This window comes from Streptococcus sp. 20925_1_69, from assembly GCF_041432365.1.
Classification (GTDB): domain Bacteria; phylum Bacillota; class Bacilli; order Lactobacillales; family Streptococcaceae; genus Streptococcus.
Map to the genome: position 1 here is coordinate 25,117 of NZ_JAPVZL010000002.1, position 24,244 is coordinate 49,360.

A 24,244-nucleotide genomic window follows, 5' to 3' on the forward strand; every position below is an offset into this window, starting at 1 on the left:
GTCATGAGACGGGATTTTTCTATTCTTCTAGCTATCAAATTCACTTAGGTATTCATAGCGTTCGTATTTTTCAAGGAGTGCTTCGTTTTTCTCATCCAGTTCTTTTTGAAGAGTCGCTAGCTTACCAAAGTCAGAGCCGTTTGCCTGCATCTCCTCTTCAATAGCAGCGATACGGTTTTCCAAGGCTTCAATATCGTCTTCGATACTTGCCCACTCCTGCTTTTCTTGATAGGTCATGCGTTTCTTGTCTTCACGGACCTTGACCACTTTTTCTTTTTCAGCCTTTTGCACTTGATTGGCCATATCTGTTTCAAAGGCTTTTTCATCAAGGTAATCAGTGTAATGACCAAAGAATGGACGAATCTTGCCATCCTCAAAAGCGAGAATCTTGGTCGCTACCTTGTCCAAGAAATAGCGGTCGTGACTAACAGTCAAAACTGGACCAGCAAAGCCTTGCAAGAAATTTTCCAAAACTGTAAGAGTAGCAATATCCAAATCATTGGTCGGCTCGTCCAAGAGAAGGACATTTGGTTTTTCCAATAGCAATTTGAGGAGATAAAGACGTTTTTTCTCGCCACCAGACAATTTCTCAATCAAGGTTCCATGAGTCGAACGTGGGAAAAGGAACTGCTCCAACAACTCAGCAATCGAAGTCGTAGAACCACCGCTGGTCTTGACCTCCTCTGCCACTTCCTGCAAGTAATTGATCACTCGCTTGCTTTCATCCAATCCCTCAATTTGCTGAGAGAAATAGGCAATGCGAACTGTTTCCCCAATCATAACTTGCCCTGCTGTCGGCTCAAGACTTCCTGCAATCAGGTTAAGCAGGGTTGATTTTCCAACACCGTTGTCCCCAACGATTCCAATACGATCTTTGGCCTGCACCAAGAGATTAAAATCTTGCAAAATAGGCTTGTTTTCATAGGCAAAGGAAACATCCTGAAACTCGATGACCTTCTTCCCAATCCGACTGGTTTCAAAGTTCATGGTTAAGTCTGTTTCAGCAACACCGCCTGAAACTTCCTTTTTCAAGTCATGGAAACGATTGATACGCGCTTGCTGCTTGGTTGCACGCGCCTGCGGTTGTCTGCGCATCCAGGCCAATTCTTGCTTATAAAGTTGTTCCTTTTTGTGAAGAAGAGCCGCATCGCGCTCGTCCTGTTCCGCCTTGAGACGGACATAGTCCTGATAATTGCCCTGATACTCTGTCAAGCCTGCGCGATCCAATTCGAAAATCCGTGTTGACAAAGCATCTAGGAAATAACGATCATGGGTGATAAAAAGGACAGTTTTCTTGGAATTTTTCAAAAAGAGGGTCAGCCACTCGATGGTCGCAATGTCCAGATGGTTGGTCGGCTCATCCAGTAGCAAGAGGTCATGGTTGCCAAGAAGAACTTGCGCCAACTGGACCCGTCTTCTTAGACCACCTGACAATTCCCCAACAGGAGTCGACAAGTCCTGAATACCCAGCTTACTAAGAACCGTCTTGACCTGACTCTCAATTTCCCAAGCTTGAAGAGAGTCCATTTCAGCCATGACCCGTTCCAAACGCGCCTGCTTGTCCTCACTATAGTTGAGCACGAGGAGTTCATACTCACGAATGAGTTGGATTTCCTTAAGGTCGCTGGAGAGGACCGTATCCAAGACCGTCTTGCTATCATCAAAATCAGGATCTTGAGTCAAGTAACCAATCTGGTAATCATTCTTAGCTGAAAATGGACTGACATCCCCATCAAAGCCAGAAATACCAGATAGAACATCTAAAAGAGTGGTCTTGCCAGTCCCATTGACACCGATTAAACCGATTCTGTCTAGGTCATGGATAATAAAGGAAATATCTTTAAAAACGGTCTTGTCACCGACGGATTTACTTAGTTTTTCAACGATAAAATCACTCATTTTTTCTCCCTCAGGTAATTATCGATGGCTTGACGGTCATTTTCCAATTCTCCATCAACAATGGCAAACTCAATCTCTGTTAAAATTTCTCCCAAGTCAGGCCCTGGTTGATAGCCATATTCCTTGATCAAAATACCACCGTTGATTTGGATTTCTTTCTTGTCATGAATGGTCAAACTCTGATAGGTTTCTGTGATGGCTTGTGGGTTGACTGGTTTTCCCTGAGCCTGACGAAGATTTTCAGCCTGTAAAAGTAAATCCAAGTCAAAGCGATAACAATCGCGCTTGCTCAACTCTCCCTTTTCACGCAAGGCCAAAATAGTCAGCAAATCCTGAACTTGCTTGGCAAACTGACGTGAGGTCTTCCAAGCTTTCAAAAATGGCTGCGCATTTTCAATCTCCAAAGCCGACAGTAGAGCCGACCAAGCTTGTTCAGAGGATTCAAAGATAAAATCAGTCTCCAAATCAAACAGTCTATTGAGCTTGTCCTGGCTAGATTCCATATCAGGGAGATAATCATAAGCTTGACTCTCAATCATGGAAGCCAAACCACTTCTCCAAAACGGAGCCAGCAAGAGTTTATCAAACTCAACGAAGGTACGCTCCACAGAAATTTTCTCCAAAAGTGGCGTCAAGGTCTTCATAGCTTTAAAGGTTTCTGGCTCAAGTTCGAAGCCAAGACTAGCCTGAAAACGAAAACCACGCATAATCCGCAAAGCATCTTCGTTGAAACGCTCACTAGCCACTCCAACTGCTCGCAAGACTTGGTTTTCCAAATCCTCTAAACCATGAAATAAGTCAATGATTTCGCCTGTCTCATCTAAGGCAAAGGCATTAACTGTGAAATCACGACGCTTGAGGTCTTCCTCTAACGAGCGCACAAAGGAAACCGCACTGGGTCTGCGATAGTCCACATAGACATCCTCTGTCCGAAAGGTAGTTACCTCATACTCCTCATCCCCATCTAAAACCAAAACAGTTCCATGCTCGATTCCGATATCAGCTGTTCGCGGAAAAATCTGCTTGGTCTCTTCTGGATAAGAAGAAGTCGCAATATCCACATCATGGATAGGGCGATTAAGGAGGGCATCTCGAACAGAGCCCCCAACAAAATAAGCTTCAAAACCTGCTTCTTTAATTTTTTCTAATACTGGTAAAGCCTTCTGAAATTCAGAAGGCATTTGCGTTAATCTCATAATAAGTGTTCTAATCCATAGACAAGCTCATGACGCTTGACAACTTCTTTAATTCCCAAATTGACCCCTGTCATGAAGGAGCTGCGGTCATAGGAGTCATGACGGAGGGTCAATCCTTCTCCCTGATTGCCAAAGATGACTTCCTGATGGGCTACCAAGCCTGGTAAACGAACAGAATGAATCCGCATGCCATCAAAGTCAGCACCACGGGCACCTGCAATCAATTCTTCCTCATCAGGCGCACCTTGCTGGATTGATTCACGAACTTCTGCCATCAACTCAGCTGTTTTAATAGCTGTTCCACTCGGAGCATCCTTTTTCTTGTCATGATGAAGCTCGATAATCTCCACATTTGGGAAATATTTAGCAGCCTGCGTCGCAAATTGCATAAGCAAGACAGCACCCAGGGCAAAGTTAGGAGCGATCAAGCCACCCAAATCTTGTTCACGGGAAAAATCTTTTAGCTCTGCAATTTGTTCACTAGTAAAGCCAGTCGTTCCAACTACTGGAGCAAATCCATTTTCAAGAGCAAAGCGTGTATTTTCATAGGCAACAGCTGGAGTAGTAAAATCTACCCAGACATCCGCTTCAAAGCCTGCTAAATCAGCCTTATCCTTGAAAACAGGAATACCCTGCCATTCTGACTCAGACTCAAAAGGATCCAAAACTGCTACCAAGTCCAAGGCTGGATCAGCCAAGACCATCTGACAAGCAGCCTGGCCCATCTTTCCCTTAAAACCGGCAATAATTACTCGAATACTCATCTCTACTCCTATTTAAGATACAGAGGACGTTAGCTGCCCATGAAAAATAGGGAATGGCGCTGACTTTCCACGAAAGGCAAGACAGGCATCTTTTTTCAAGAGGCAGGTAGTCCGTGTTCAATTGCTAAGATACAAAGCCTGTAAGAACACAAAGTGAAAATAGGAGTTCTGATCAAGGAGTGTCTACTCCTCGGACGAACTATCTTTTTCACACAGGGTTCCAGGCGTGTTCAATTATCAAGATACAAAGGACATTAGCTGCCCATGAAAAATAGGGAATGGCACTGACTTTCCACGAAAGGTAAGACAGGCATCTTTTTTCAAGAGGCAGGTAGCCCGTGTTCAATTGCTAAGATACAAAGCAGCTTAACTAGTCTAGAAGCGCCAACTAAATCACTGGAATATAACCCAAGGCAATGCTTCCTGCTCCTAAGTGTGTCCCAATGACACTACCAAATGTAGCTAGTGAAATATCCGTACCCACTCCAGATTCAAGCAAGTGCTGACGCAATTCCTCAGCCTTTTCAGGAGCATTCCCATGAATGACAATGACCCGATATTGGCCTGAAGCCGTTGTTTCCTTGATAATTTCAATTAAGCGTTTGGTTGCTTTCTTTTCAGTACGAACTTTTTCGTAAACTTCAATCACACCTTGGTCGTTGAAATAAAGGATTGGCTTAATGCTAAGCAAATTGCCTAAAATGGCAGCCCCATTTGAAAGGCGCCCACCTTTCACCAAATGATCCAAGTCATCTACCATGATAAAGGCTGACGTACGGCTGATTTGAATGGCTAGCTTATCCTGAATGCTGGCAAAATCATCGCCCTGGTCACGCCAATTAAAGACGCTTTCAACCATGATACCCAGAGGAGCACTTGTAATCAAAGTGTCTGGAAAAGCAATGGTTAAGCCCTCATATTCATCTATCATATACTGGATATTTTGGTAAAAACCTGAAATTCCAGAAGATAGGAAAAGCCCCAAAGCATGGGTATAACCTTGTTCTTTGAGCGAAGTTAAGATTTCATCTAACTTGGCAATACTTGGTTGACTAGTCTTAGGCAATTCAGAAGCCTGAGCCATTTTTTGGTAAAATTCCTCAGCAGTCAGATTGATGCCTTCGACATACTCCTCACCATCAATATTGACAGGAATATCCAAGACAAATAAATCTTCTCTTTGCAAGGTCTCTGCACTGAGATAGGCAGAAGAATCTGTGATAACAGCTAGTTTCATATTAGAACTCCAAATTGATTCCTGGTAAGTCTAATGCAATTTCAGTTACTTCGTAAGTCAAACGGTTAAGCATATTCAAACTTGGACGAGCCAAAGTTTCCACTTCTTCTTGGCTCAATTCACTTGGTTCATTGACAATACGGCCATCGATATGATTCACCTGTGAAATAGTTCCACTGATGACAAACTTATCAAATACAATCATAAAGGTCAAGATGACAATCAAGGAAGTCACTTGATTTTCTTGATCATGTTGGAGCAATTGGAAGTTCACATCCACCTTAGTTTCAGGAGCTCCATTTTCATTTTCCCATTCAAAATTACGCGCATCAAAATGATACTGACTAACAAATTCTTGTTCACGTTTAAGATTCATGTCTTTCTCCCTAGGCTACAATATTATAAGCTATTGTACCATATTTTTTTATTTTCATCTAGTTTTCTAGGATTTAGTCAATCCCGATTTCAGCTCGAACTACGTCTGCGATGGTATCAACATAGTAGTCTACTTCTTCTGTTGTAGGCGCTTCTGCCATAACACGCAAGAGGGGCTCTGTTCCACTTGGACGAACAAGGATACGGCCATTCCCTGCCATTTCTTCTTCCATCTTCTCGATGATAGCCTTGATAGCTGGCACTTCCATAGCCTTTTCCTTCATGGCATTTTCCACTCGGATATTGACTAATTTTTGTGGATAGATGGTTACTTCTGCAGCCAACTCTGATAAGCTCTTACCAGTTTCCTTCATGATTTTTGTCAATTGAACAGCAGATAATTGACCATCACCTGTTGTATTGTAGTCCATCAAGATGATGTGACCAGACTGTTCACCACCAAGGTTGTAGCCTGATTTTCTCATTTCTTCAACAACGTAGCGGTCGCCAACTGCAGTGACTGCCTTGTTAATACCTTCGCGGTCCAAGGCCTTGTGGAAACCAAGGTTAGACATAACGGTTGTTACAATTGTATTTTGGGTCAATTGTCCTTTTTCAGAAAGGTATTTCCCTATGATGTACATAATTTTGTCACCATCAACAATCTCACCATTTTCATCAACAGCAATCAAACGGTCACTGTCTCCATCAAAGGCCAAACCGATAGCTGATCCGCTTTCTTTGACCACTTCTTGAAGGGCTTCTGGGTGGGTTGAACCAACATTAAGGTTGATGTTAAGACCATCTGGTGTTTCCCCAATAACAGTTAATTGAGCACCAAGATCTGCAAAGATTTGACGGGCACTTGTAGAAGCTGCACCATTAGCTGTATCCAAGGCAACCTTCATTCCATCAAGAGGAGTTCCAGTTGAAACAAGGTATCCTTCATACTTACGCAAGCCTTCTGGATAATCTACCAAGGTTCCTAAGCCTTCTGCACTTGGACGAGGAAGAGTGTCTTCCTCAGCATCTAGCAAGGCTTCAATTTCTGCTTCTTTTTCGTCATCTAGTTTGAAGCCATCACCACCAAAGAACTTAATCCCATTATCAAGGGCTGGGTTGTGGCTAGCAGAAATCATGACACCTGCACTTGCTACTTCAGTTTTAACCAAGTAAGCTACTGCTGGTGTTGCCAAAACGCCTAGTTTGTATACGTGAATCCCTACTGAAAGGAGACCTGCCACCAAGGCAGATTCTAGCATTTCCCCTGAAATACGTGTGTCACGTCCTACAAAGACTTTCGGTGCTTCCGTTTCATGTTGACTGAGAACATAGCCTCCAAAACGTCCTAGTTTAAAGGCCAATTCTGGCGTTAATTCTACGTTAGCTTCTCCACGGACTCCATCAGTCCCAAAATATTTACCCATTTTTATAAAATCCTTTTCCTATTTTTAATTCGTTTTTGAACTGGTTGCTTTCGTTGACGAAGATGTCTCCGACGAACTGCTTGTGCTTGAACTTGGTGCTACTGGTTTTGTAGTGACCTTCATTGTTGTATCAAACGGAGTGATAACTACTGGTAAGACAACACCATTGCGGTCGATTGCCTGCAAAGGTACTGAGCCACTGTAATTACCTGTTATGCGTTCGCTGGTTGGTAAAAGCGCAATAACTTTGTCAATCTTAGCTAATGTTTCTTGGTCAGTTGTGACCGAAACGCGTTCATTTGACACGGTTACACTATCAAGTTGTAGCTTGGGATCAATCTGGCTTTGGTCAACTTGTGGCACAACAATCATCCCATCTCGCTTAACCTTCTTCCCAACTTTTACTGTGATCTTTTGAGGCGTTGCCACAGCGGTCAATCCACTTGGAAGATTTTCAATATTCAAGGGAACTTCAATCGTTCCAACACTAGCATCTGTCAAATCCGCTGTCACCTTAAACTTACGAGTGCTTTCCTGCATTTCACTGGCCAAGGTCACACGATTGGCACCTGTCAGTACAACTGAAACCTCTGATGCAAATCCGCTGATGAAATACTGGTCATTATCATAGTGAATATCGATAGGAACGTTCGTTATCGTATTGGTGTAGGTTTCTGATTTGACCTGCCTTGTGGTATTGCTATTTTGAAAGTTGGTCGACGTTGCATAGATGAATAAGACACAAGCAAAAAAGAGAGATGAAATGATATATAGACTATTTTTTCTCATATTTCCAACCTCCTAGCAAACGGTCCTTGAAACTGACTTTTTCCTCAACAGCTGGCAAAAGAATTGCTCGTAGCTCTGCTTCAAATTCTTCAATCGTCAAGTCGTGCTTGAAAACCCCATTGTAGGTAATAGAAATACCACCTGTTTCCTCTGAGACAATGAAGGTCAAGGCATCAGACACTTCTGATAAACCGATAGCTGCCCGGTGTCTGGTCCCAAATTCCTTGGAAATTCCTGTACTTTCTGTCAAGGGCAGATAGGCAGATGTGACTGCAATCCGATTTTCTCTAACAATCACAGCACCATCATGTAGAGGAGTGTTGGGAATAAAAATATTGATGAGGAGTTCTGCCGAAATTTTGGCATCCAAGGGAATTCCTGTCGCGATGTATTCTTGTAAGGTCCGAACTCGTTGAATGGCAACCAAAGCACCAATCTTACGGGGACTCATGTATTCAACTGACTTAACAAAGGCACGAATCATTTTCTCTTCTGCACTAATTTGAGTAGTAGAAAAGAAATCTGTCGCCCTTCCCAAACGTTCCAAACCAGTCCGAATCTCTGGAGAGAAGATAACAACCGCAGCAATAACCCCATAGGTAATAATCTGATTAATCAACCAAGAAATCGTTGTTAAACCAAGGATATTGGCCACGACCTGGGCTAATACAAAAATCAAGACCCCCCGTACCAAAATCATAATCTTGGTGCCAGCTATCGCTTTTGTAAAACGATACAAAACATAGGTCACAATCAAAATATCAAACAGATTGATGGCAATACTCCAAGGACTAGAAAACAAGCTAGTCCAATATTGCAGGTTGGATAATTGTTGAAAGTTCATCTGCTGTCTCCTCTCTGTCCAAACACGTTCCTCTCTATTATACCATTTTTCTGGCATTTTTTTCCCTATCCTACTTCATTTTAAATTAAGGAAAAATATGATAAAATAAATTGACTAGAAAAAACAAAGGAGAAACCATGTCTCAACTCTATGATATTACCATTGTAGGTGGTGGTCCTGTCGGGCTTTTTGCAGCCTTCTATGCCCACCTACGCCAAGCCAAGGTCCAAATCATCGACTCTCTTCCCCAACTAGGTGGACAACCTGCTATTCTCTACCCTGAAAAGGAAATCCTAGACGTACCAGGTTTCCCAAACCTGACTGGAGAAGAATTGACCAACCGCTTGATTGAACAACTAAACGGCTTTGATACCCCTATTCATCTCAATGAAACGGTTCTTGAGATTGAAAAACAAGAAGAAGGATTTGTCATCACAACTTCTAAAGGAAGTCACCTGTCTAAAACAGTTATCATCGCTATGGGTGGTGGCGCCTTCAAACCACGTCCGCTGGAACTTGAAGGTGTTGAGAGCTATGAAAATATCCACTACCACGTTTCCAACATCCAGCAATATGCTGGTAAGAAAGTGACGATTCTTGGTGGTGGGGACTCGGCTGTGGATTGGGCTTTGGCTTTTGAAAAAATTGCGCCAACTACCCTTGTCCACCGCAGAGATAATTTCCGTGCCTTGGAACACAGTGTCCAAGCCTTACAGGAATCATCTGTAACCATCAAGACACCATTCGTCCCTAGCCAACTCCTTGGAGATGGAAAAACGCTCGATAAACTTGAAATCACAAAAGTCAAATCTGATGAAATAGAAACGATTGACCTAGACCACCTCTTTGTCAACTATGGTTTCAAATCTTCTGTCGGTAACCTTAAAAACTGGGGTCTGGACCTCAACCGCCACAAGATTATCGTCAACAGCAAGCAAGAATCTAGCCAAGCAGGTATCTATGCTATCGGTGACTGTTGCTACTATGACGGAAAAATTGATCTGATTGCGACAGGGCTTGGAGAAGCACCGACTGCTGTAAACAATGCCATCAACTACATTGACCCTGAGCAGAAAGTACAACCAAAACACTCAACCAGTTTATAAGAAAAGAACCACGAGTCCTACGATTCGTGGTTTTATAGTTCATATACAATCTGGTTAGCTCATACCTTTCCCCCTCTTTTTCAAAAAGCAAAAATGTCCTATCAAATTGATAGAGCATGTGATATAATAACGACGGCACTAACAATACGCCTTGGAAAAGGAGGTATTACAGATACTAGAACTTCTCAAAATAGTACTTATCGCAGTCATCGAGAGTATCATCTCATGGCTGGTGACTCGTTGGCTAGTCGATCACTTCGACAAGTAACCTTCCTGGTTAGTGCTATCTAACCCAGAAAAAAATCCCCTCGGTATTGCAGTACCGAGGGGATTTCTGTTAGCACTAAAATGCTAGAACTTCTCAATTCCTCTTTATTATCTCACATGCTCTGTTCAATTGTCAAGAAAGAGGTGTTTTATATCTTTATAACTCATCGGCTAATTTATTTATCTTTCTGAGTCTGTGGTTGACACCACTTTTGGTCAGAGGGGTACTGAGGCTATCTGCCAACTGTTGGATAGAGTAGTCTGGGTGCTGAATCCGCAGTTGCGCTACCTCCTGCAAATCCACTGGCAGATTTTCTAAGCCCATGATATCTTTGATTTTACTGATATTGTTGATAGTCTTTATGCTGGCAGAAACTGTCCGAGCGATATTAGCTGTCTCCGCATTATTGGCTCGATTGAGGTCGTTACGAGTTTCTCGCAAAATCTTAACCCGCTCAAAATCATCACGCGCCTGCATGGCTCCGATTACTATCAAGAAGTCCATAATGTCTTCGGCACGCTGGAGATAGGTCACAGCTCCCTTCTTACGTTCAAGCACCTTGGCATCCAGTAAAAACTGCTGGAGAAGAGAGGCAATCCCTTGCGCGTGGTCCAGATAAACAGAACTGATTTCCAACTGATACTTGCCTGACTCAGGGTCACGAATGCTTCCATTTGCCAAGAATGCACCACAGAGATAGGCACGACCTGCTTCCTCGTCTGATAAAATCTCCTCGTCAATACCTGTTTCCAGACCAAAAAAGGAGTCTGCCAAGTGCAAATCACTCAACAAGTCCTGCACTTTTTCATCTGTAAAAACGGTATAGACCCGATTCTTACGAAGATTACTTCTTTGGTGGTGTCGGATTTCCGATTTGATTTGATAGAAATGGAGAAAGGACTCATAAAGGTGACGAGCCAGTTTGGCATTTTCTGTCACGACAGACAAGGTTAGGCCCGAGGTCGAGAGACCGATGCTACCAGACATCTTGATAATGGCAGATAATTCATGCCGGCTTAGATGGTGCTGACCTAGGATTTCTTCTTTAACTGCTACTGTGAAACTCATTTTCTCACCTGTATAATACGCATCAACTCATCCACAATCAAATCCCCATCGTGGAAGGCACCCCCATTTTCCAGACGAAGGAAGTTGGATGAAATCACACGCGGAACCTGCTTACAAAGCCCAGCAAAGTCATGGTCCACCTGCACCAAGTATTCATCAAAGCGATTGGAATTCATGTATTCCTGAGGCACTTTTTCGATATTCACCAAGACAGTGTCGATAAAAGGTCGGCCAAGGTGACGATGCAAGACTTCCACATGGTCGCTATCTGTAAAGTGTTCCGTCTCCCCACGTTGGGTCATGATATTGCAGACATAAGCAATTTCTGCCTTAGTTTCCAAAAGCGCCTGACCAATTTCCTTAATTACAATATTGGGCAAAATCGAGGTAAAGAGGGAACCAGGCCCTAGGACAATCATGTCACTTTCAAGAATGGTCTGCACTACTCGACGGCTAGCCAGAGGAGTATCATCGTTGAGGGTATTGGTCACATAGACGTGGTCAATCATACCTGGATGGTCTGCAATATGGCTCTCTCCAGCCACTTCTGTCCCATCCTGAAAGACTGCATGAAGGGTCAAGGGATGGTCACTGGAAGGATAAATCTTCCCAGTGGTATGGAAAAATTTGCTCAATAACTGCATGGCATTATAGGTCGAGCCCTGCATTTCTGACAGGCCAGCAATGATGAGATTTCCCAATGGATGGCCAGCAAAGGCTCCAGCATCCTCAGAAAAGCGATACTGAAAGACCTTCTCATAAAACTTAGGCATATCCGACATGGCCACAAGGACATTACGAAGATCACCTGGCGGTGTCAATTGTTGCATATTTTTTCGGAGTTCACCTGATGAACCACCATCATCTGCCACCGTTACGATAGCTGCGATTTCCACATCTTTTTCCCGCAGACTCTTAAGAATGACAGGGATCCCAGTACCTCCACCAATCACCGTTATCTTTGGTTTTCTCATGAACGGTTTACCGTTTCCTTTCTTCGGTCTTTGTCGCGATGCCCTTCATTAACAGGCCAATTCTTGGATAAGTCCTGCGCCAAGCGTTTAGCAAAAGCCACACTACGGTGTTGTCCACCCGTACAACCCATGGCAATGGTCAAAACGGACTTACCTTCCTTTTGGTAACTTGGCAAAATCGGCTCAATCAAGGCCAACAAATGTTGATAAAAGTCTTCTGACTCAGGATGGTTCATGACATAATCATAAACAGGTTCATCCACACCCGTTTGATTACGCAGTTCTGGTAGGTAGTAGGGATTTGGCAAGAATCGAACATCAAAGACCAAGTCCGCATCAATTGGAATTCCATATTTAAAGCCAAAAGACATGACCTCGATACGGAAAGACTGGGCTTGTTCTTGGTCTGAAAACTGCTCTGCAATGGTTTTACGCAGCTCACGAGGAGTGAGTTCAGTTGTATCCACCACATTTTGACTCATATTTTTCAAAGGTGCTAAGAGTTCACGCTCCAGCTTGATTCCATCCAAAATCCGTCCATCTGCTGCTAATGGGTGACTCCGTCTGGTTTCCTTGTAACGCGCGACCAATTCCTTATCGGCGGCATCCAAAAAGAGGATTTTGAAATCCAATTCTTCCTTGTTTTCCAACTCATCCAAAACAGCTTGAATCTCTGAAAAGAAAGAACGGCTACGCATATCCACTACCAAGGCCAACTTATGGTCGTCTTCCTTTGTTTCCACCAACTGCAAAAACTTAGGCAAGAGGGCTGGCGGCATATTATCAATAGTAAAATAACCTAGATCCTCGAAGGACTGAATGGCCACGGTTTTCCCTGCACCACTCATCCCTGTCACAATCACTAAGTGAAGTTGTTTCTTTGTCATCTATCTCTCCTTATATCAAAAGAAGTTTGGCAACACCAAACTTCAACTAGCTTATCCAATCTCTGCGATGACTTCGATTTCGACTTTTACATCACGAGGAAGACGAGCTACCTCCACAGCTGAACGAGCTGGAAATTCCTCTTTAAAGGCCGTTTGGTAAACCTCATTAAAAGGAACAAAGTCGTTCATATCACTCAAGAAGCAAGTTGTTTTGACAACATGGTCAAAGTCTGTTCCTGCTTCTGCCAAAATAGCACCGATGTTTTTTAAGACTTGTTCTGTCTGTTCTTGAATCGTTTCTCCAACGATTTCCCCAGTTTCAGGAGAGAGAGGAACTTGCCCACTAGCAAACAAAAGGTTGCCAACGATTTTTCCTTGAACATATGGTCCGATAGCCTTTGGAGCTTTGTCTGTATGTATTGTTTTTGCCATTTTCTTTTCCTCACAATTTTTCTAAGATTGCATCCCAAGCCTCATCCATCCCTGCCTTACTGACAGATGAAAAGAGGATAAAGTCGTCACTTGGGTCAAAGTTTAATTTCTTTTTGATTGCTGATTCGTGCTTGTTCCATTTACCACGAGGAATCTTGTCCGCCTTGGTCGCCACAATGATGACCGGAATCTCATAATACTTGAGAAATTCGTACATCTGCACATCATCTGCTGACGGATCATGACGGAGGTCAACTAAACTGACTACTGCACGGAGATTTTCCCGAGTCGTTAGGTACTCCTCAATCATGCGCCCCCACTTTTCACGTTCCTTTTTGGAAACGCGGGCATAGCCATAACCAGGCACATCCACAAAGCGCATCTTGTCGTCAATGTTAAAGAAGTTCAGGAGCTGGGTTTTACCAGGTTTCCCTGACGTACGAGCCAGATTCTTACGGTTCAGCATGGTATTGATAAAGCTGGATTTACCAACATTTGAACGCCCTGCAAGAGCGATCTCTGGCAGTTCATCCTGCGGATAGTGGGACTTGTTAGCCGCACTGAGCAAGATTTCAGCATTGTGTGTATTGATTTCCATAGTCACCTCTAGGCTGTTTCTAGGATTGGTTTATCCGTTCCATCGACAGCTTCTTTTGTGATGCGGACCAATTTCACATTTTCCTGACTCGGTACTTCAAACATGACATCTAGCATGGTTTCTTCGATAATGGAGCGAAGACCACGCGCACCAGTTTTGCGTTCGATGGCCTTATTTGCAATCTCTTGAAGGGCTTCGTCGTCAAATTCCAACTCGACATCATCATAAGATAACAAGGTTTGGTATTGTTTGACCAAGGCATTTCTTGGCTCTTTCAAAATACGCACCAAATCATCTACTGTCAATTGTTCAAGAGCAGCAAAGACAGGCAAACGTCCAATCAACTCAGGGATAATACCAAATTTTTGAATATCTTCTGCGATGATTTCTTGCATGTAAGAGCTATTTTCATCAATCGCTTTATTGTTTTGACCAAATCCGATGACTTTTTCACCAAGACGTTGTTTGACGATTTCTTCAATGCCATCAAAGGCACCACCCACGATGAAGAGGATATTTTTAGTATCCACTTGAATCATCTCTTGTTGTGGATGCTTGCGTCCACCTTGAGGCGGCACGCTAGCAACGGTTCCCTCGATAATCTTGAGGAGGGCTTGTTGCACCCCTTCACCAGAAACATCACGTGTGATCGATACATTCTCACTCTTCTTGGCAATCTTGTCAATTTCATCCACATAGATAATCCCACGCTCTGCACGTTCAATATTAAAGTCAGCAGCCTGCAGGAGTTTGAGGAGGATATTTTCCACGTCCTCACCAACATAACCAGCCTCAGTAAGAGCTGTCGCATCTGCGATCGCAAAAGGTACATTCAAGCTCTTAGCCAAGGTCTGAGCAAGGAAAGTTTTCCCTGAACCAGTTGGGCCAATCATCAAGATGTTTGACTTCTGCAAATCCACATCTTCTGACTCTTCACGCGTATCGTGGAAATTGATGCGTTTGTAGTGGTTGTATACTGCTACTGCTAAAGCACGTTTTGCACGATCTTGACCGATTACATAGTGGTTCAAGATATGGAGGAGTTCGATTGGTTTTGGAACTTCAGACAAGTCTGCCAAGACTTCTTCCGCCAACTCCTCTCGAATGATTTCCTGAGCCAACTCCACACATTCATTACAGATAAAGGCGTTGTTCCCAGCGATTATTTTTTGTACTTCTTCTTGGCTTTTGCCACAAAATGAGCAATAAACCATCATATCATTATTCCTAGTTGTAGGCATGATTTCCTTCCGTTCTATTCTATACTGTCATTCTATCTAAAATAAGGTCATGTAAAAAGCATGGATACTATTGACCAAATTGGTAAATGCATTTAACCAGAGCAGGACAGAAAGTCCATAGCGCTTTTTACGAAAAGCCTGTGCCCCTGCAAGCAAGCAGACCAAACACAGCATGGCTGTGAAAAAACCAAATATACTACGTTCCATTAGACTTCCTTTCTCTTGCGGTATTGGATGGTAAAATCATAAGGATTTTTCTCATCTTTGCTATAGAATTTGCTTGAAACTGTCTCAAAAAGAGACAAGCCAAATTCTTCAGGGAAATAGGTATCTCCTTCCACCCGAGCATGAATGTGAGTCACAATCACTTCGTCAAGGTAGGGTTCAAAAGCTTGAAAAATTTGCTTTCCACCTAAAATATAAAGATTCTTATCTTGAGCCTGATACCAGTCCAAGACAGACTGAACATCATAAAAAGTAGCAACCCCGTCTATCTTTTCTTCTGGGTTACGAGTCAAAATCAAGGTCTCCCGTTTGGGAAGCAAGCGACGCCCCATTCCATCAAAGGTCACACGCCCCATCAAGATAGCATGATTCAGAGTTGTTTCTTTGAAGTGTTGCAGTTCTGCTGGCAAATGCCAAGGCAGGCGATTGTCCTTACCAATCACACCCTCTTCATCCTGGGCCCAAATAGCTACGATTTTCTTAGTCATGCTTCCATCCTTTTCACTGATAGTACTATTTTATCAAAAAACTCAAAAAAAGACTGGTTTGGAATAGCTTACAGAATAGAAAAAATCCGTAAGAGGAATCCTACAGATTTTTATATGATTATTCTATTTCTTACAAACCAGGTGCTTGTCCAAGCTCTGCGGCAAGCATCCAGATTGTTTTATCAGTTTCAGTTTTAGCGTCTGAGAAGATACCGTTTGTCACATCGTCACCTTCTTCATCAGTGACATCCAAACCTTTTTGGAAAAGTTCTGACAAGTAACGGTAGATAGCAAGAACACGTTCCAAGCTTTCTTCAACATTACGGTATTCACCAGCTTCTTCTTCGATTTCACTGTTTTGAAGGAATTCTGTCAAAGTAGAGAATGGGCTACCACCAAGTGTAATCAAACGTTCGCTGATTTCATCCAATTGACCATCAAGAGCTTCCATGTACTCATCCATTTTTGGATGCCATACAAGGAAACCACGACCACGCATATACCAGTGTACTTGGTGCAAAGCAACGTGTGCTACGTACAAATCAGCAACAGCTTGGTTCAACACTTCCTTCGTTTTTGCCAATGCTACTGGCGCTGCTTTTGTCAATGATGTTACGTCTTTTACTGCTTCTTTTTTCAATTCTACCATTTTATTTTACCTCATTCATTATTATTTGTAACCACTTCTTACTGATTACTATCTTAGTATACTACTAAGGAAAACCAATAGCAAGCCAAATGACTCACATGAGAAAAGTTGCAATAGACTGATAATTTAAGAATTATTTAGAGACTTTTTGATTAAATTTCATATCCCTTTGCTTCAGTAAAGTAAAGAAAAAGAGGATGCAAATTTCTTGCACACTCCTTTCTCGAACTTATATCTTAATACCAAACGCTGACGTCTACACGACCACGAATTCCTTTTAAGTATTCAGATGAGGTATATTGCCATCCTTTTTCACCTGAATAATGAGGATTTGTCCAATCAAGCGCATCAGTATAAGCAGCAACCCAATTGACATGTTGCAAAATATCAGGATGATTCAAACGAGTTTGTAAAAGTTGACGGTAGCTATAAACTTTCACATTTTGATAACCAGCCTGTTTCATTGTTGCCATATACTTGTTGATAATCTTGACCCAGGTTCCAGTATCACTTGGAGCTCTCTTGGTCTTATTGCCATATTCCCAGTTCTCAACATCGTAGTAGATAGGGTAAGACAAGTTCATCTTGTATTTTTTCAAGAGTTCAATGGTCTGATTAGCATCATTCTCAGCATCGGTCTCATTTTCAGCATAAGTATAGAGATAAACACCGTAAGGAATTCCAAGACGGTTTAACTCCTTAATATTATGAGCCAATTCCTTGTCCTCAGTTCCACTATAGCCCAAACGAACAATGACTCCATCAACGCCATTATCATCAATGACCTTTTTCCAGTCACTGATACGACCATTGTGTTCACTGACATCGATGACCTTTTTAACTTGATCAGTCCCAACTTGTTCTTCACGATGGTTAAAGAAATAACGTCTGCCATTTCGGTGAACCCAGCCAACATTCAAGTCTTTCTTTTCTTTTAACTCACCTGAGTCAGAAAAAATATAGCGAGCATCATCCATGACTAATTCACCAGTAGCCATAGCACCACTTCCTGTCAAATAGTAGTTACCCTGCCACTCATCTTTGGCCATGTAACCCCACTTCTTGAAATAGTACCACTTGCCGTCTACCTTTTGCCACTCTTGATTTGCATAAGAACCATCAGACTTGAGATAGAAGTAAGATGAATAGGCTGGATCATAAAGCCATTCATTTTGCATCATGGCACCTTGACCATTTAGGAAATAACTTCCCTGCCATTGACTTTTAGCTAAATAGCCCCATTTTTTAAAATAGTACCATTTACCTCCAACAGAATGCCATTCCTGGTTAGCATAAGAACCATCAGACTTCAGGTAAAACCAATTCTTATAGGCGTTATCATAAACCCATTCATTCTTAGCCATATAACCACCTGATTTTAGGTAGTAATTGCCCTGCCACTCATTTTGAGCATAACGACCGTCTGACTTAATATAAAACCAAGCCTTATAGTAGTTATCAAAAATCCACTCACTCTTTGCTTTGGAACCATCAGCCTTTACATAATAATCCCCCTCCCAGTGGGCAGAAGCATTGGTCTTTACTCCTGCGCTCGTTTGAGTTTTATTAGAAGACTGATTTTGCTCTGAACTACTTGAAACTGTCCTTGCATCCTGCGAAGTTTTTGCTACCTCAGTTTCATTTGCAACGACATGGCTAGTTGCAAATCCTAGTAAGCAGATACTTGCTAATCCAATTTTTCCAATCTTTGTTTTCAATCTTTCCTCTCCTATAAAAAATGGAACAGACATCTCAATGCTGTTCCACCTAGCTTTTGCTACTGATTATTTTACAAAGTCAAGCAAAGCCAAGAAGCTTTCTGCTTCAAGTGACGCACCACCTACAAGGGCACCGTCAACGTCTGGACAAGCCATGTATGAAGCAACGTTTTCAGGTTTAACAGAACCACCGTATTGAACACGAACTTTGTCTGCAACTTCTTGACCAAAGTCAGCAGCTACAACGTCACGAACAACTTTACACATTTTTTGTGCATCGTCTTGTGAAGCTGATTTACCAGTACCGATAGCCCAGATTGGCTCATAAGCGATAACTGATGCAGCAACTTGTTCTGCAGTCAATCCAGCCAATGCAGCAGATACTTGAGCACCTACGAATTCAGCAGCTTTACCAGCTTCGTAAGTTTCAAGTGACTCACCACAACAGATGATTGGAAGCATACCATTTGCAAAGATTGCTTTTGCTTTTTTGTTGATATCTTCGTCAGTTTCATGGAAGTAGTCACGGCGTTCTGAGTGGCCGATAACAACGTAGTCAGTACCGATTTCTTTCAAAACTTGTGGGCTAGTTTCACCAGTGAAGGCACCTGCATTTTCAAAGTAGCAGTTTTGAGCAGCAACTTTAAGGTTTGAACCTTTTGCAGCAGCAAGAACAGTTGTCAAATCAAGAGCTGGAGCTGCGATACCTGCTTCAACAAGATCTGATGAAGGAAGTTTTGATGCAACTGCTTCAACGAATGCTTTAGCTTCTTCTGGATTTTTGTTCATTTTCCAGTTACCAGCGATAAATGGTTTACGTGACATTTCACATACCTCTTTTTTCAATTTATTTTCTATTTATTTTATCACAATTAAACACAGCTTGCAAATCTTACTCGGATTTCAAGCCTGCTTGCATGGATTAATCCTTCCAAAGATCCATAGCATTTCTAAAATCTGCAGATACCTGTGTCAACTGAGGATTGCTGGCTTCTCTTTCTGCCCTCTTAGCCTCGATTTGAGCCACACTATTGATTCCTTCATGGCGCCAATTTCTCAAAATCGCCTGAATGTACTTCCAGTTTGCTTTTCCATTCAAAACAGCTTCACGAAGAGCCTCCTTAATCAAGTCAGCACTGATCCTATCTTCCTTTAGTGTCTTAGTCAAATCCTCAATCTCAAAAGGTGTCAACAAGCGCCCCAACTCCTGCTGGAAGGTTTCCACCAAATCCTTGAGCTGGTTTTGAGGTGTCAACTGATCTGAACTCGAATGAGCGACTCCAAGCAAGTCATCCAAACGTTCCAAAGCCAAACTAGCATCAAAAAGCAATTCAATTTCGCCATTTAATTCGATCGTTCGATACTGAAGCAGTCCACTTTCCGTCAGATTGGAAATGGACTGGTTGACATTCGAAATTTCCTTGCCAATCCTTTCAGCAATCTGGCTTGGCGACATTTCTTCTAAGCCAGTCGTATTTTGCAAATAGAAAAATTGCCAGACCAGAAAATCGTCGCTAGAAGGAAAGAGTTCCTTAAAATGCAAGAGCAGGGCACTCGGTAAAACCAAGTTCCCTGATTTAAAAGCGTCTAAATATGTCATAATTCCTCTTATAAATACCCATATGCAGATGCATCATCTTCTATCTTTCTCCAGTCAAAAGGCGTCTCCTGATAGACCGCATAGTTTACCCAGTTACTGAAAAAGAGGGCTGCTGATGAAGCCCAACAAAGACAAGGTACCTGATTGACATCATCATCCTTAAAGTAATTTTCTGGAACATGAGGATCTAAACCTGCATCACGATCCCTAAAATACTCTTTTGCCAAGGTATCACGGTCATATTCCAAATGCCCAAAGCTATAAATTTCACGTAAATCACGACTGGCCAAAATCGAAACCCCAACCTGAGGTCCTTCTGATAAAATTTCGAGATTGGTTTTGTTTAGGATCTCTTCCTTAGAAATCTCCGTGTGCCGTGAATGAGGGGAAACGTAGCTATCGTCAAAGCCTCTAAAGAGAAGGTGCCCTTCTTTTAAAGTATCCTGAGGATAGATACCCGATAACTTACTGTCCATCTGGTATTTTTCCACTCCATAGCGCAAATAAAGACCAGCCTGAGCACCCCAACAGATATGAAGGGTTGAATAGACATGGGTCTTGGACCACTCGATTACCTGACTGAATTCCTCCCAATAGTCTACTTCCTCAAATGGTAAATGCTCAACTGGAGCACCCGTGATAATCATCCCATCAAAATACTCATCCTTGACTTCAGGAAAGGTTTTATAAAAAGTCTCCATATGTTCTGAACGAGTTGTCTTGGAACGATGGCTCTCCATATAGAGAAAATCAATATCCAGTTGCAGGGGTGTATTGGCCAAATGACGTAACAACTGGGTTTCTGTGACCATTTTCTGTGGCATGAGATTTAAAATTAAAATCTTCAAGGGACGGATATCTTGGTGGGCCGCACGTTGATCATCCATGACAAAGATATTCTCTGTCCGTAAAATCTCAACAGCTGGTAGTTTTTTATCAATTCGAATCGGCATAACCCTCTCCTAACTGTACTCTTTCAGGAATCATTGCATATGTTTGAAACTCTTCGAAAATCTCTTCGAACCGCGTCAACGTTGCCTTGCCGTATGTGTAGGATACTAACTACGTCAGTTCCATCTACAACCTCAAAACAGTGTTTTGAGCAACCTGCGGCTAGTTTCCTAGTTTGCTCTTTGATTTTCATTGAGTATGAAACTAAATCTCAAACACTTAGTCCTTTTATTATACTGCAAGAAGATATAGTTTTCAATTATAGTTTTTCTCTAACTAGCTATAGTCTATTTTTATATCCTAATGTAGAGAAAACAGCCCTAGGGACTGTTTTTCATTAATAATGCATAAGAACTTTGTAATCGTAGTCACCGATTTTTTCACGACCGTTCAATTCATCCAATTCAACAAGGAAGGCACAACCTGCTACAACACCACCAAGTTTTTCAATCATTTCGATGGTTGCTTTAACAGTTCCACCTGTTGCCAAGAGGTCATCTACGATAAGAACACGTTGACCAGGCTTGATGGCATCCGCGTGCATAGTCAGAGTATCAACACCGTACTCTTTTTCATAGTCAGCAGAAATGACTTCACGTGGCAATTTACCTGGCTTACGAACAGGTGCAAAACCAATTCCCAACTCAAAGGCAACTGGACAGCCCACGATAAAACCACGAGCCTCAGGTCCTACAATCATGTCTATTTTCTTGTCAGTGGCATACTGAACAATTTCACGAACAGCATAGCTATAAGCATTCCCATCAGCCATCAAAGGACTAATATCACGGAAGGTAATTCCTTCCTTTGGATAATTTTCAATTGTTGCAATATAATCTTTTAAATTCATCTTTTTCTTTCTTTCAAAGTTTTTTACTCTCTATTATAGCATATTTTTTAAGAAAGAAAAAAGGAAAAGTTAACTTCAATGATTATCTAACGATTTGACGATTTATGACTAGCCATAGCAATAAAGCCCAAGTTCTGTTTATTCTTATCAAACATTTTATACATAGTTAAAAACTGCTTTCTATTCTCCTTTTTACAAGCATTTACACAAATTTTCAAGGTTCCTAGCCAACCTTCGTCATAAATCATACCCGATAATTTCATTAATGTCATTTCACCAGTCAATACTTTCACATCACAATAACCTGATTCTATCATCACCTCTTCCCAACCATCTTGAGTTAAAGGACCCACATTTACATGAATTACTTGTGACAGTTCCTGTCTGACAGACTCTTTAGCTTCCTTAAGAAGCACATCATGTGTCAAGAGAAGACCCTCAGGTTTTAAAACCCTTAGATATTCCATTACACATTTTTTCTTAGCTTGATCGGCTTGCATAGTCAGCATAGCTTCATTTATAACAATATCAAAACTAGCATCTTCATAAGGAAGTTTCATTGCATTAGCTCTTTCAAAACTGATTAAATGAGCAACACCTGCCGTTTCAGCAGATTTTTTAGCCACTTCTAAAGCTTGAGCATCCATATCAACAGCAGTTATCTTACAACCAAAACGCTGTGCCAACTCAATTGCTGTAGTTCCCCTATTACACGCAACTTCTAGTATTCTCTTTTCTTTTGAAAATCCTCCTTCCGCAATTAACCAATCTGTAGCACGTTTTCCACCTGGACGTAAGCGTTTTTTCCCCAGTTTTGCTAAAAACTTATGACCTGCTTCTGACATTTGAACACCTCTATTTTTTCTTCATTATAGCATAAAATGATATTATCTAACAATTCTAATCTATTATTTGATGAACTATAATCAAACGCATACAAACCACCATGACTATAGCATAAATTTATTATTACCTCTCTAGTTCGAATTCAATTCCTCCCATCATTTACACATTCAGGTTACGACTATTTTTGTACTTTGGAATTGCTCTCATCTTCATCCATTATACGAACCTCCACCTTCCTGTTCGTAGAGCCACGATTTCGCTATCCCTTCCTCTGACGGTTCTAATTTCCAACGTCAGACTTAAAACGGTCTATCCCCAGACCGTTTTAATCCGCTACCTCACGATAGTCAGGCTTGGGAATCGCTATTGGGTTCACCGGTAGCAGGTGCCTACCGAGGACTTACACCTCAGATGTACGACATGCCCGTCGTACGCCAAAAAAACGAGCACTTTCGTACTCGTTCTCTCTGTATAAACTACTGATTAAAGTGAGTTTACGTCAACTTTGATACCAACACCTTGAGTAGTTGTGATAGTCAAGTTTGTTACGTAAGTTCCTTTAGCTGTAGCTGGTTTTGCTTTTTGAATTGTTTCGTTGAAAGCTTTGAAGTTTTCAACCAATTTTTCAGCTTCAAATGATACTTTACCGATGATTGCTTGAACGTTACCTGCACGGTCAGCACGGTAAGTGATTTTACCACCTTTAGACTCTTCAACTGCTTTTGCAACATCCATTGTTACAGTACCAGTTTTAGGGTTTGGCATCAAGTTACGTGGTCCAAGGACACGTCCAAGACGTCCAACAAGAGCCATCATGTCGGGTGTAGCGATAACTACGTCGAAGTCCAACCAACCGTCGTTGATTTTAGCAACAAGGTCATCTTCACCAACAAAGTCTGCACCAGCAGCTTTTGCTTCTTCAGCTTTTGCACCACGTGCGAAAACAAGAACGCGTGAAGTTTTACCAGTACCGTTTGGCAATACCATTGCTCCACGGATTTGTTGGTCAGCTTTTTTAACGTCGATGTTCAAGTTGTAAGCAACTTCTACAGTTGCGTCAAATTTTGCAAAGTTAGTTTCTTTTGCAAGTGCTACAGCTTCTTCTACGCTGTATGCTTTTGTGCTGTCGATTTTCTCAAGAGCAGCACGAAGTTGTTTGCTTTTTTTAGCCATTTTCTATTCTCCTTGTAAGTGGTTCAATCGATTTTCATCTCCCACGTCACTCCTCGAAATGATGAAGTCTTGCGGGTTATATTGGGGGTGTTATTGATTAGTCAACAACAGTGAATCCCATAGAACGAGCAGTACCTTCGATCATACGCATTGCAGACTCTACGTTTGCTGCGTTCAAATCTGGCATCTTAGTTTCTGCAATTTCTTGTACTTGTGCACGAGTAACTGTAGCAACTTTAGTTTTGTTAGGCGTACCTGATCCCTTTTCAACACCTGCAGCTTTTTTCAAAAGAACAGCAGCTGGTGGTGTTTTAGTGATGAAAGTAAATGATTTATCTTCGTAAACTGAGATAACAACTGGAATAATCATACCAGCTTGGTCAGCTGTACGAGCGTTGAACTCTTTTGTGAATCCCATGATGTTGATACCAGCTTGACCAAGAGCAGGTCCAACCGGTGGAGCTGGTGTAGCTTTACCAGCAGGGATTTGCAATTTTACAAGTTTTTCGACTTTTTTAGCCATTTTTAAATCCTCCTTTGTGGTTTTGGCGGTAATTAAAGATTTTTACCTCCCACAAGTATGCTTTTCACATACCCATCTATTATACACTATTTATCTAGAATTGCAAGAGAAAAGTT

Annotated in this window: 26 protein-coding genes; 1 reads left to right on the forward strand and 25 read right to left on the reverse strand. The window is 41.9% G+C overall.

Annotated elements, in window-relative coordinates; all coding sequences use genetic code 11:
• Positions 1–27 precede the first annotated feature (27 nt).
• The 8 genes from O3601_RS01545 to cdaA form a co-directional block, all read right to left on the reverse strand.
• On the reverse strand, positions 28–1,899 hold the full coding sequence (locus O3601_RS01545; RefSeq protein WP_371470606.1) for an ABC-F family ATP-binding cassette domain-containing protein: 1,872 nt from the start codon (positions 1,897–1,899) through the stop codon (positions 28–30).
• Positions 1,896–3,095 (reverse strand): CCA tRNA nucleotidyltransferase, encoded by a 1,200-nt coding sequence (locus O3601_RS01550; RefSeq protein WP_371470607.1) that lies wholly within the window; start codon positions 3,093–3,095, stop codon positions 1,896–1,898. The genes O3601_RS01545 and O3601_RS01550 overlap by 4 nt, the downstream gene beginning before the upstream one ends.
• A complete protein-coding gene (gene dapB / locus O3601_RS01555) occupies positions 3,092–3,859 on the reverse strand; it encodes a 4-hydroxy-tetrahydrodipicolinate reductase (protein ID WP_371470608.1) in 768 nt (255 codons plus the stop codon). The genes O3601_RS01550 and dapB overlap by 4 nt, the downstream gene beginning before the upstream one ends.
• A 388-nt stretch (positions 3,860–4,247) precedes the next feature.
• Complete coding sequence (locus O3601_RS01560) at positions 4,248–5,096, reverse strand: DegV family protein (protein WP_371470609.1); 849 nt, start codon at positions 5,094–5,096, stop codon at positions 4,248–4,250.
• Position 5,097: 1 nt separating this feature from the next.
• Positions 5,098–5,472 carry a DUF1149 family protein gene (locus O3601_RS01565; protein WP_001050088.1) on the reverse strand — a complete coding sequence of 125 codons (375 nt, stop codon included), beginning with the start codon at positions 5,470–5,472 and terminating at the stop codon, positions 5,098–5,100.
• A 73-nt stretch (positions 5,473–5,545) separates the two neighbouring features.
• Positions 5,546–6,898 carry a phosphoglucosamine mutase gene (gene glmM / locus O3601_RS01570; RefSeq protein WP_371470611.1) on the reverse strand — a complete coding sequence of 451 codons (1,353 nt, stop codon included), beginning with the start codon at positions 6,896–6,898 and terminating at the stop codon, positions 5,546–5,548.
• 24 nt (positions 6,899–6,922) lie between these two features.
• Positions 6,923–7,687 carry a YbbR-like domain-containing protein gene (locus tag O3601_RS01575; protein ID WP_371470612.1) on the reverse strand — a complete coding sequence of 255 codons (765 nt, stop codon included), beginning with the start codon at positions 7,685–7,687 and terminating at the stop codon, positions 6,923–6,925.
• A complete protein-coding gene (gene cdaA / locus O3601_RS01580) occupies positions 7,674–8,531 on the reverse strand; it encodes a diadenylate cyclase CdaA (RefSeq protein ID WP_224218414.1) in 858 nt (285 codons plus the stop codon). The genes O3601_RS01575 and cdaA overlap by 14 nt, the downstream gene beginning before the upstream one ends.
• A 137-nt stretch (positions 8,532–8,668) precedes the next feature.
• On the opposite strand from cdaA, the gene O3601_RS01585 reads away from it, so the two are divergent.
• Entirely contained in the window at positions 8,669–9,637 is a 969-nt protein-coding gene (locus O3601_RS01585) for an NAD(P)/FAD-dependent oxidoreductase (RefSeq protein ID WP_371470613.1), read from the forward strand.
• Between the two features lie 424 nt (positions 9,638–10,061).
• Here the strand turns inward: O3601_RS01585 and whiA are convergent, their stop codons facing one another.
• From whiA to rplK, 17 genes are all read right to left on the reverse strand, one after another.
• Positions 10,062–10,973, reverse strand: coding sequence for a DNA-binding protein WhiA (gene whiA, locus O3601_RS01590; RefSeq protein WP_371470614.1), 912 nt, complete (start codon positions 10,971–10,973; stop codon positions 10,062–10,064).
• Positions 10,970–11,947, reverse strand: a complete 978-nt coding sequence (locus O3601_RS01595) for a YvcK family protein (protein ID WP_033677892.1) — start codon at positions 11,945–11,947, stop codon at positions 10,970–10,972. The genes whiA and O3601_RS01595 overlap by 4 nt, the downstream gene beginning before the upstream one ends.
• Positions 11,944–12,834: an RNase adapter RapZ gene (gene rapZ, locus O3601_RS01600; protein WP_020903049.1), complete on the reverse strand. Its 891-nt coding sequence runs from the start codon at positions 12,832–12,834 to the stop codon at positions 11,944–11,946. Before rapZ ends, O3601_RS01595 begins: the two co-directional genes overlap by 4 nt.
• Positions 12,835–12,885: 51 nt before the next feature.
• The gene (locus O3601_RS01605; RefSeq protein ID WP_001140420.1) at positions 12,886–13,266 is read right to left on the reverse strand and encodes a RidA family protein; all 381 of its coding nucleotides are present in this window, start codon (positions 13,264–13,266) and stop codon (positions 12,886–12,888) included.
• Positions 13,267–13,276: 10 nt separating this feature from the next.
• A complete protein-coding gene (gene yihA, locus O3601_RS01610) occupies positions 13,277–13,864 on the reverse strand; it encodes a ribosome biogenesis GTP-binding protein YihA/YsxC (protein ID WP_000405202.1) in 588 nt (195 codons plus the stop codon).
• A gap of 8 nt (positions 13,865–13,872) precedes the next feature.
• The gene (gene clpX / locus O3601_RS01615; protein WP_025169664.1) at positions 13,873–15,105 is read right to left on the reverse strand and encodes an ATP-dependent Clp protease ATP-binding subunit ClpX; all 1,233 of its coding nucleotides are present in this window, start codon (positions 15,103–15,105) and stop codon (positions 13,873–13,875) included.
• Positions 15,106–15,141: 36 nt separating this feature from the next.
• Entirely contained in the window at positions 15,142–15,312 is a 171-nt protein-coding gene (locus tag O3601_RS01620; protein ID WP_000442260.1) for a hypothetical protein, read from the reverse strand.
• On the reverse strand, positions 15,312–15,818 hold the full coding sequence (locus O3601_RS01625; RefSeq protein WP_265528929.1) for a dihydrofolate reductase: 507 nt from the start codon (positions 15,816–15,818) through the stop codon (positions 15,312–15,314). The genes O3601_RS01620 and O3601_RS01625 overlap by 1 nt, the downstream gene beginning before the upstream one ends.
• A gap of 130 nt (positions 15,819–15,948) precedes the next feature.
• Positions 15,949–16,467: a DNA starvation/stationary phase protection protein gene (locus O3601_RS01630; RefSeq protein ID WP_004237560.1), complete on the reverse strand. Its 519-nt coding sequence runs from the start codon at positions 16,465–16,467 to the stop codon at positions 15,949–15,951.
• A 236-nt stretch (positions 16,468–16,703) separates the two neighbouring features.
• Entirely contained in the window at positions 16,704–18,218 is a 1,515-nt protein-coding gene (lytC, locus tag O3601_RS01635; RefSeq protein ID WP_371470618.1) for a choline binding-anchored murein hydrolase LytC, read from the reverse strand.
• Between the two features lie 33 nt (positions 18,219–18,251).
• Positions 18,252–19,010 (reverse strand): triose-phosphate isomerase, encoded by a 759-nt coding sequence (tpiA, locus tag O3601_RS01640; RefSeq protein WP_000087893.1) that lies wholly within the window; start codon positions 19,008–19,010, stop codon positions 18,252–18,254.
• 97 nt (positions 19,011–19,107) lie between these two features.
• Positions 19,108–19,785: a DnaD domain protein gene (locus tag O3601_RS01645; protein ID WP_371470620.1), complete on the reverse strand. Its 678-nt coding sequence runs from the start codon at positions 19,783–19,785 to the stop codon at positions 19,108–19,110.
• Positions 19,786–19,793: 8 nt separating this feature from the next.
• On the reverse strand, positions 19,794–20,738 hold the full coding sequence (metA, locus tag O3601_RS01650; RefSeq protein ID WP_371470621.1) for a homoserine O-succinyltransferase: 945 nt from the start codon (positions 20,736–20,738) through the stop codon (positions 19,794–19,796).
• Between the two features lie 335 nt (positions 20,739–21,073).
• Positions 21,074–21,586: an adenine phosphoribosyltransferase gene (locus O3601_RS01655; protein ID WP_001049318.1), complete on the reverse strand. Its 513-nt coding sequence runs from the start codon at positions 21,584–21,586 to the stop codon at positions 21,074–21,076.
• A gap of 86 nt (positions 21,587–21,672) precedes the next feature.
• Complete coding sequence (locus O3601_RS01660) at positions 21,673–22,431, reverse strand: class I SAM-dependent methyltransferase (RefSeq protein ID WP_371470622.1); 759 nt, start codon at positions 22,429–22,431, stop codon at positions 21,673–21,675.
• Between the two features lie 484 nt (positions 22,432–22,915).
• Entirely contained in the window at positions 22,916–23,605 is a 690-nt protein-coding gene (gene rplA / locus O3601_RS01665) for a 50S ribosomal protein L1 (protein WP_001085675.1), read from the reverse strand.
• Positions 23,606–23,702: 97 nt separating this feature from the next.
• On the reverse strand, positions 23,703–24,128 hold the full coding sequence (rplK, locus tag O3601_RS01670) for a 50S ribosomal protein L11 (protein ID WP_001085807.1): 426 nt from the start codon (positions 24,126–24,128) through the stop codon (positions 23,703–23,705).
• Between the last annotated feature and the right edge of the window lie 116 nt (positions 24,129–24,244).

What these genes read in the sequence shown, in the direction of transcription:
- O3601_RS01630 (WP_004237560.1), bottom strand. Translation starts at nt 16,467, where the DNA reads ATGGTAGAATTGAAAAAAGAAGCAGTAAAAGACGTAACATCATTGACA.
- O3601_RS01595 (WP_033677892.1), bottom strand. Translation starts at nt 11,947, where the DNA reads ATGAGAAAACCAAAGATAACGGTGATTGGTGGAGGTACTGGGATCCCT.
- O3601_RS01645 (WP_371470620.1), bottom strand. Translation starts at nt 19,785, where the DNA reads ATGACATATTTAGACGCTTTTAAATCAGGGAACTTGGTTTTACCGAGT.
- O3601_RS01560 (WP_371470609.1), bottom strand. Translation starts at nt 5,096, where the DNA reads ATGAAACTAGCTGTTATCACAGATTCTTCTGCCTATCTCAGTGCAGAG.
- O3601_RS01605 (WP_001140420.1), bottom strand. Translation starts at nt 13,266, where the DNA reads ATGGCAAAAACAATACATACAGACAAAGCTCCAAAGGCTATCGGACCA.
- metA (WP_371470621.1), bottom strand. Translation starts at nt 20,738, where the DNA reads ATGCCGATTCGAATTGATAAAAAACTACCAGCTGTTGAGATTTTACGG.
- O3601_RS01620 (WP_000442260.1), bottom strand. Translation starts at nt 15,312, where the DNA reads ATGGAACGTAGTATATTTGGTTTTTTCACAGCCATGCTGTGTTTGGTC.
- O3601_RS01565 (WP_001050088.1), bottom strand. Translation starts at nt 5,472, where the DNA reads ATGAATCTTAAACGTGAACAAGAATTTGTTAGTCAGTATCATTTTGAT.
- glmM (WP_371470611.1), bottom strand. Translation starts at nt 6,898, where the DNA reads ATGGGTAAATATTTTGGGACTGATGGAGTCCGTGGAGAAGCTAACGTA.
- rapZ (WP_020903049.1), bottom strand. Translation starts at nt 12,834, where the DNA reads ATGACAAAGAAACAACTTCACTTAGTGATTGTGACAGGGATGAGTGGT.
- tpiA (WP_000087893.1), bottom strand. Translation starts at nt 19,010, where the DNA reads ATGTCACGTAAACCATTTATCGCTGGTAACTGGAAAATGAACAAAAAT.
- O3601_RS01625 (WP_265528929.1), bottom strand. Translation starts at nt 15,818, where the DNA reads ATGACTAAGAAAATCGTAGCTATTTGGGCCCAGGATGAAGAGGGTGTG.
- lytC (WP_371470618.1), bottom strand. Translation starts at nt 18,218, where the DNA reads ATGTCTGTTCCATTTTTTATAGGAGAGGAAAGATTGAAAACAAAGATT.
- whiA (WP_371470614.1), bottom strand. Translation starts at nt 10,973, where the DNA reads ATGAGTTTCACAGTAGCAGTTAAAGAAGAAATCCTAGGTCAGCACCAT.
- rplA (WP_001085675.1), bottom strand. Translation starts at nt 23,605, where the DNA reads ATGGCTAAAAAAAGCAAACAACTTCGTGCTGCTCTTGAGAAAATCGAC.
- O3601_RS01550 (WP_371470607.1), bottom strand. Translation starts at nt 3,095, where the DNA reads ATGAGATTAACGCAAATGCCTTCTGAATTTCAGAAGGCTTTACCAGTA.
- O3601_RS01545 (WP_371470606.1), bottom strand. Translation starts at nt 1,899, where the DNA reads ATGAGTGATTTTATCGTTGAAAAACTAAGTAAATCCGTCGGTGACAAG.
- dapB (WP_371470608.1), bottom strand. Translation starts at nt 3,859, where the DNA reads ATGAGTATTCGAGTAATTATTGCCGGTTTTAAGGGAAAGATGGGCCAG.
- cdaA (WP_224218414.1), bottom strand. Translation starts at nt 8,531, where the DNA reads ATGAACTTTCAACAATTATCCAACCTGCAATATTGGACTAGCTTGTTT.
- O3601_RS01585 (WP_371470613.1), top strand. Translation starts at nt 8,669, where the DNA reads ATGTCTCAACTCTATGATATTACCATTGTAGGTGGTGGTCCTGTCGGG.
- clpX (WP_025169664.1), bottom strand. Translation starts at nt 15,105, where the DNA reads ATGCCTACAACTAGGAATAATGATATGATGGTTTATTGCTCATTTTGT.
- yihA (WP_000405202.1), bottom strand. Translation starts at nt 13,864, where the DNA reads ATGGAAATCAATACACACAATGCTGAAATCTTGCTCAGTGCGGCTAAC.
- O3601_RS01655 (WP_001049318.1), bottom strand. Translation starts at nt 21,586, where the DNA reads ATGAATTTAAAAGATTATATTGCAACAATTGAAAATTATCCAAAGGAA.
- O3601_RS01575 (WP_371470612.1), bottom strand. Translation starts at nt 7,687, where the DNA reads ATGAGAAAAAATAGTCTATATATCATTTCATCTCTCTTTTTTGCTTGT.
- rplK (WP_001085807.1), bottom strand. Translation starts at nt 24,128, where the DNA reads ATGGCTAAAAAAGTCGAAAAACTTGTAAAATTGCAAATCCCTGCTGGT.
- O3601_RS01660 (WP_371470622.1), bottom strand. Translation starts at nt 22,431, where the DNA reads ATGTCAGAAGCAGGTCATAAGTTTTTAGCAAAACTGGGGAAAAAACGC.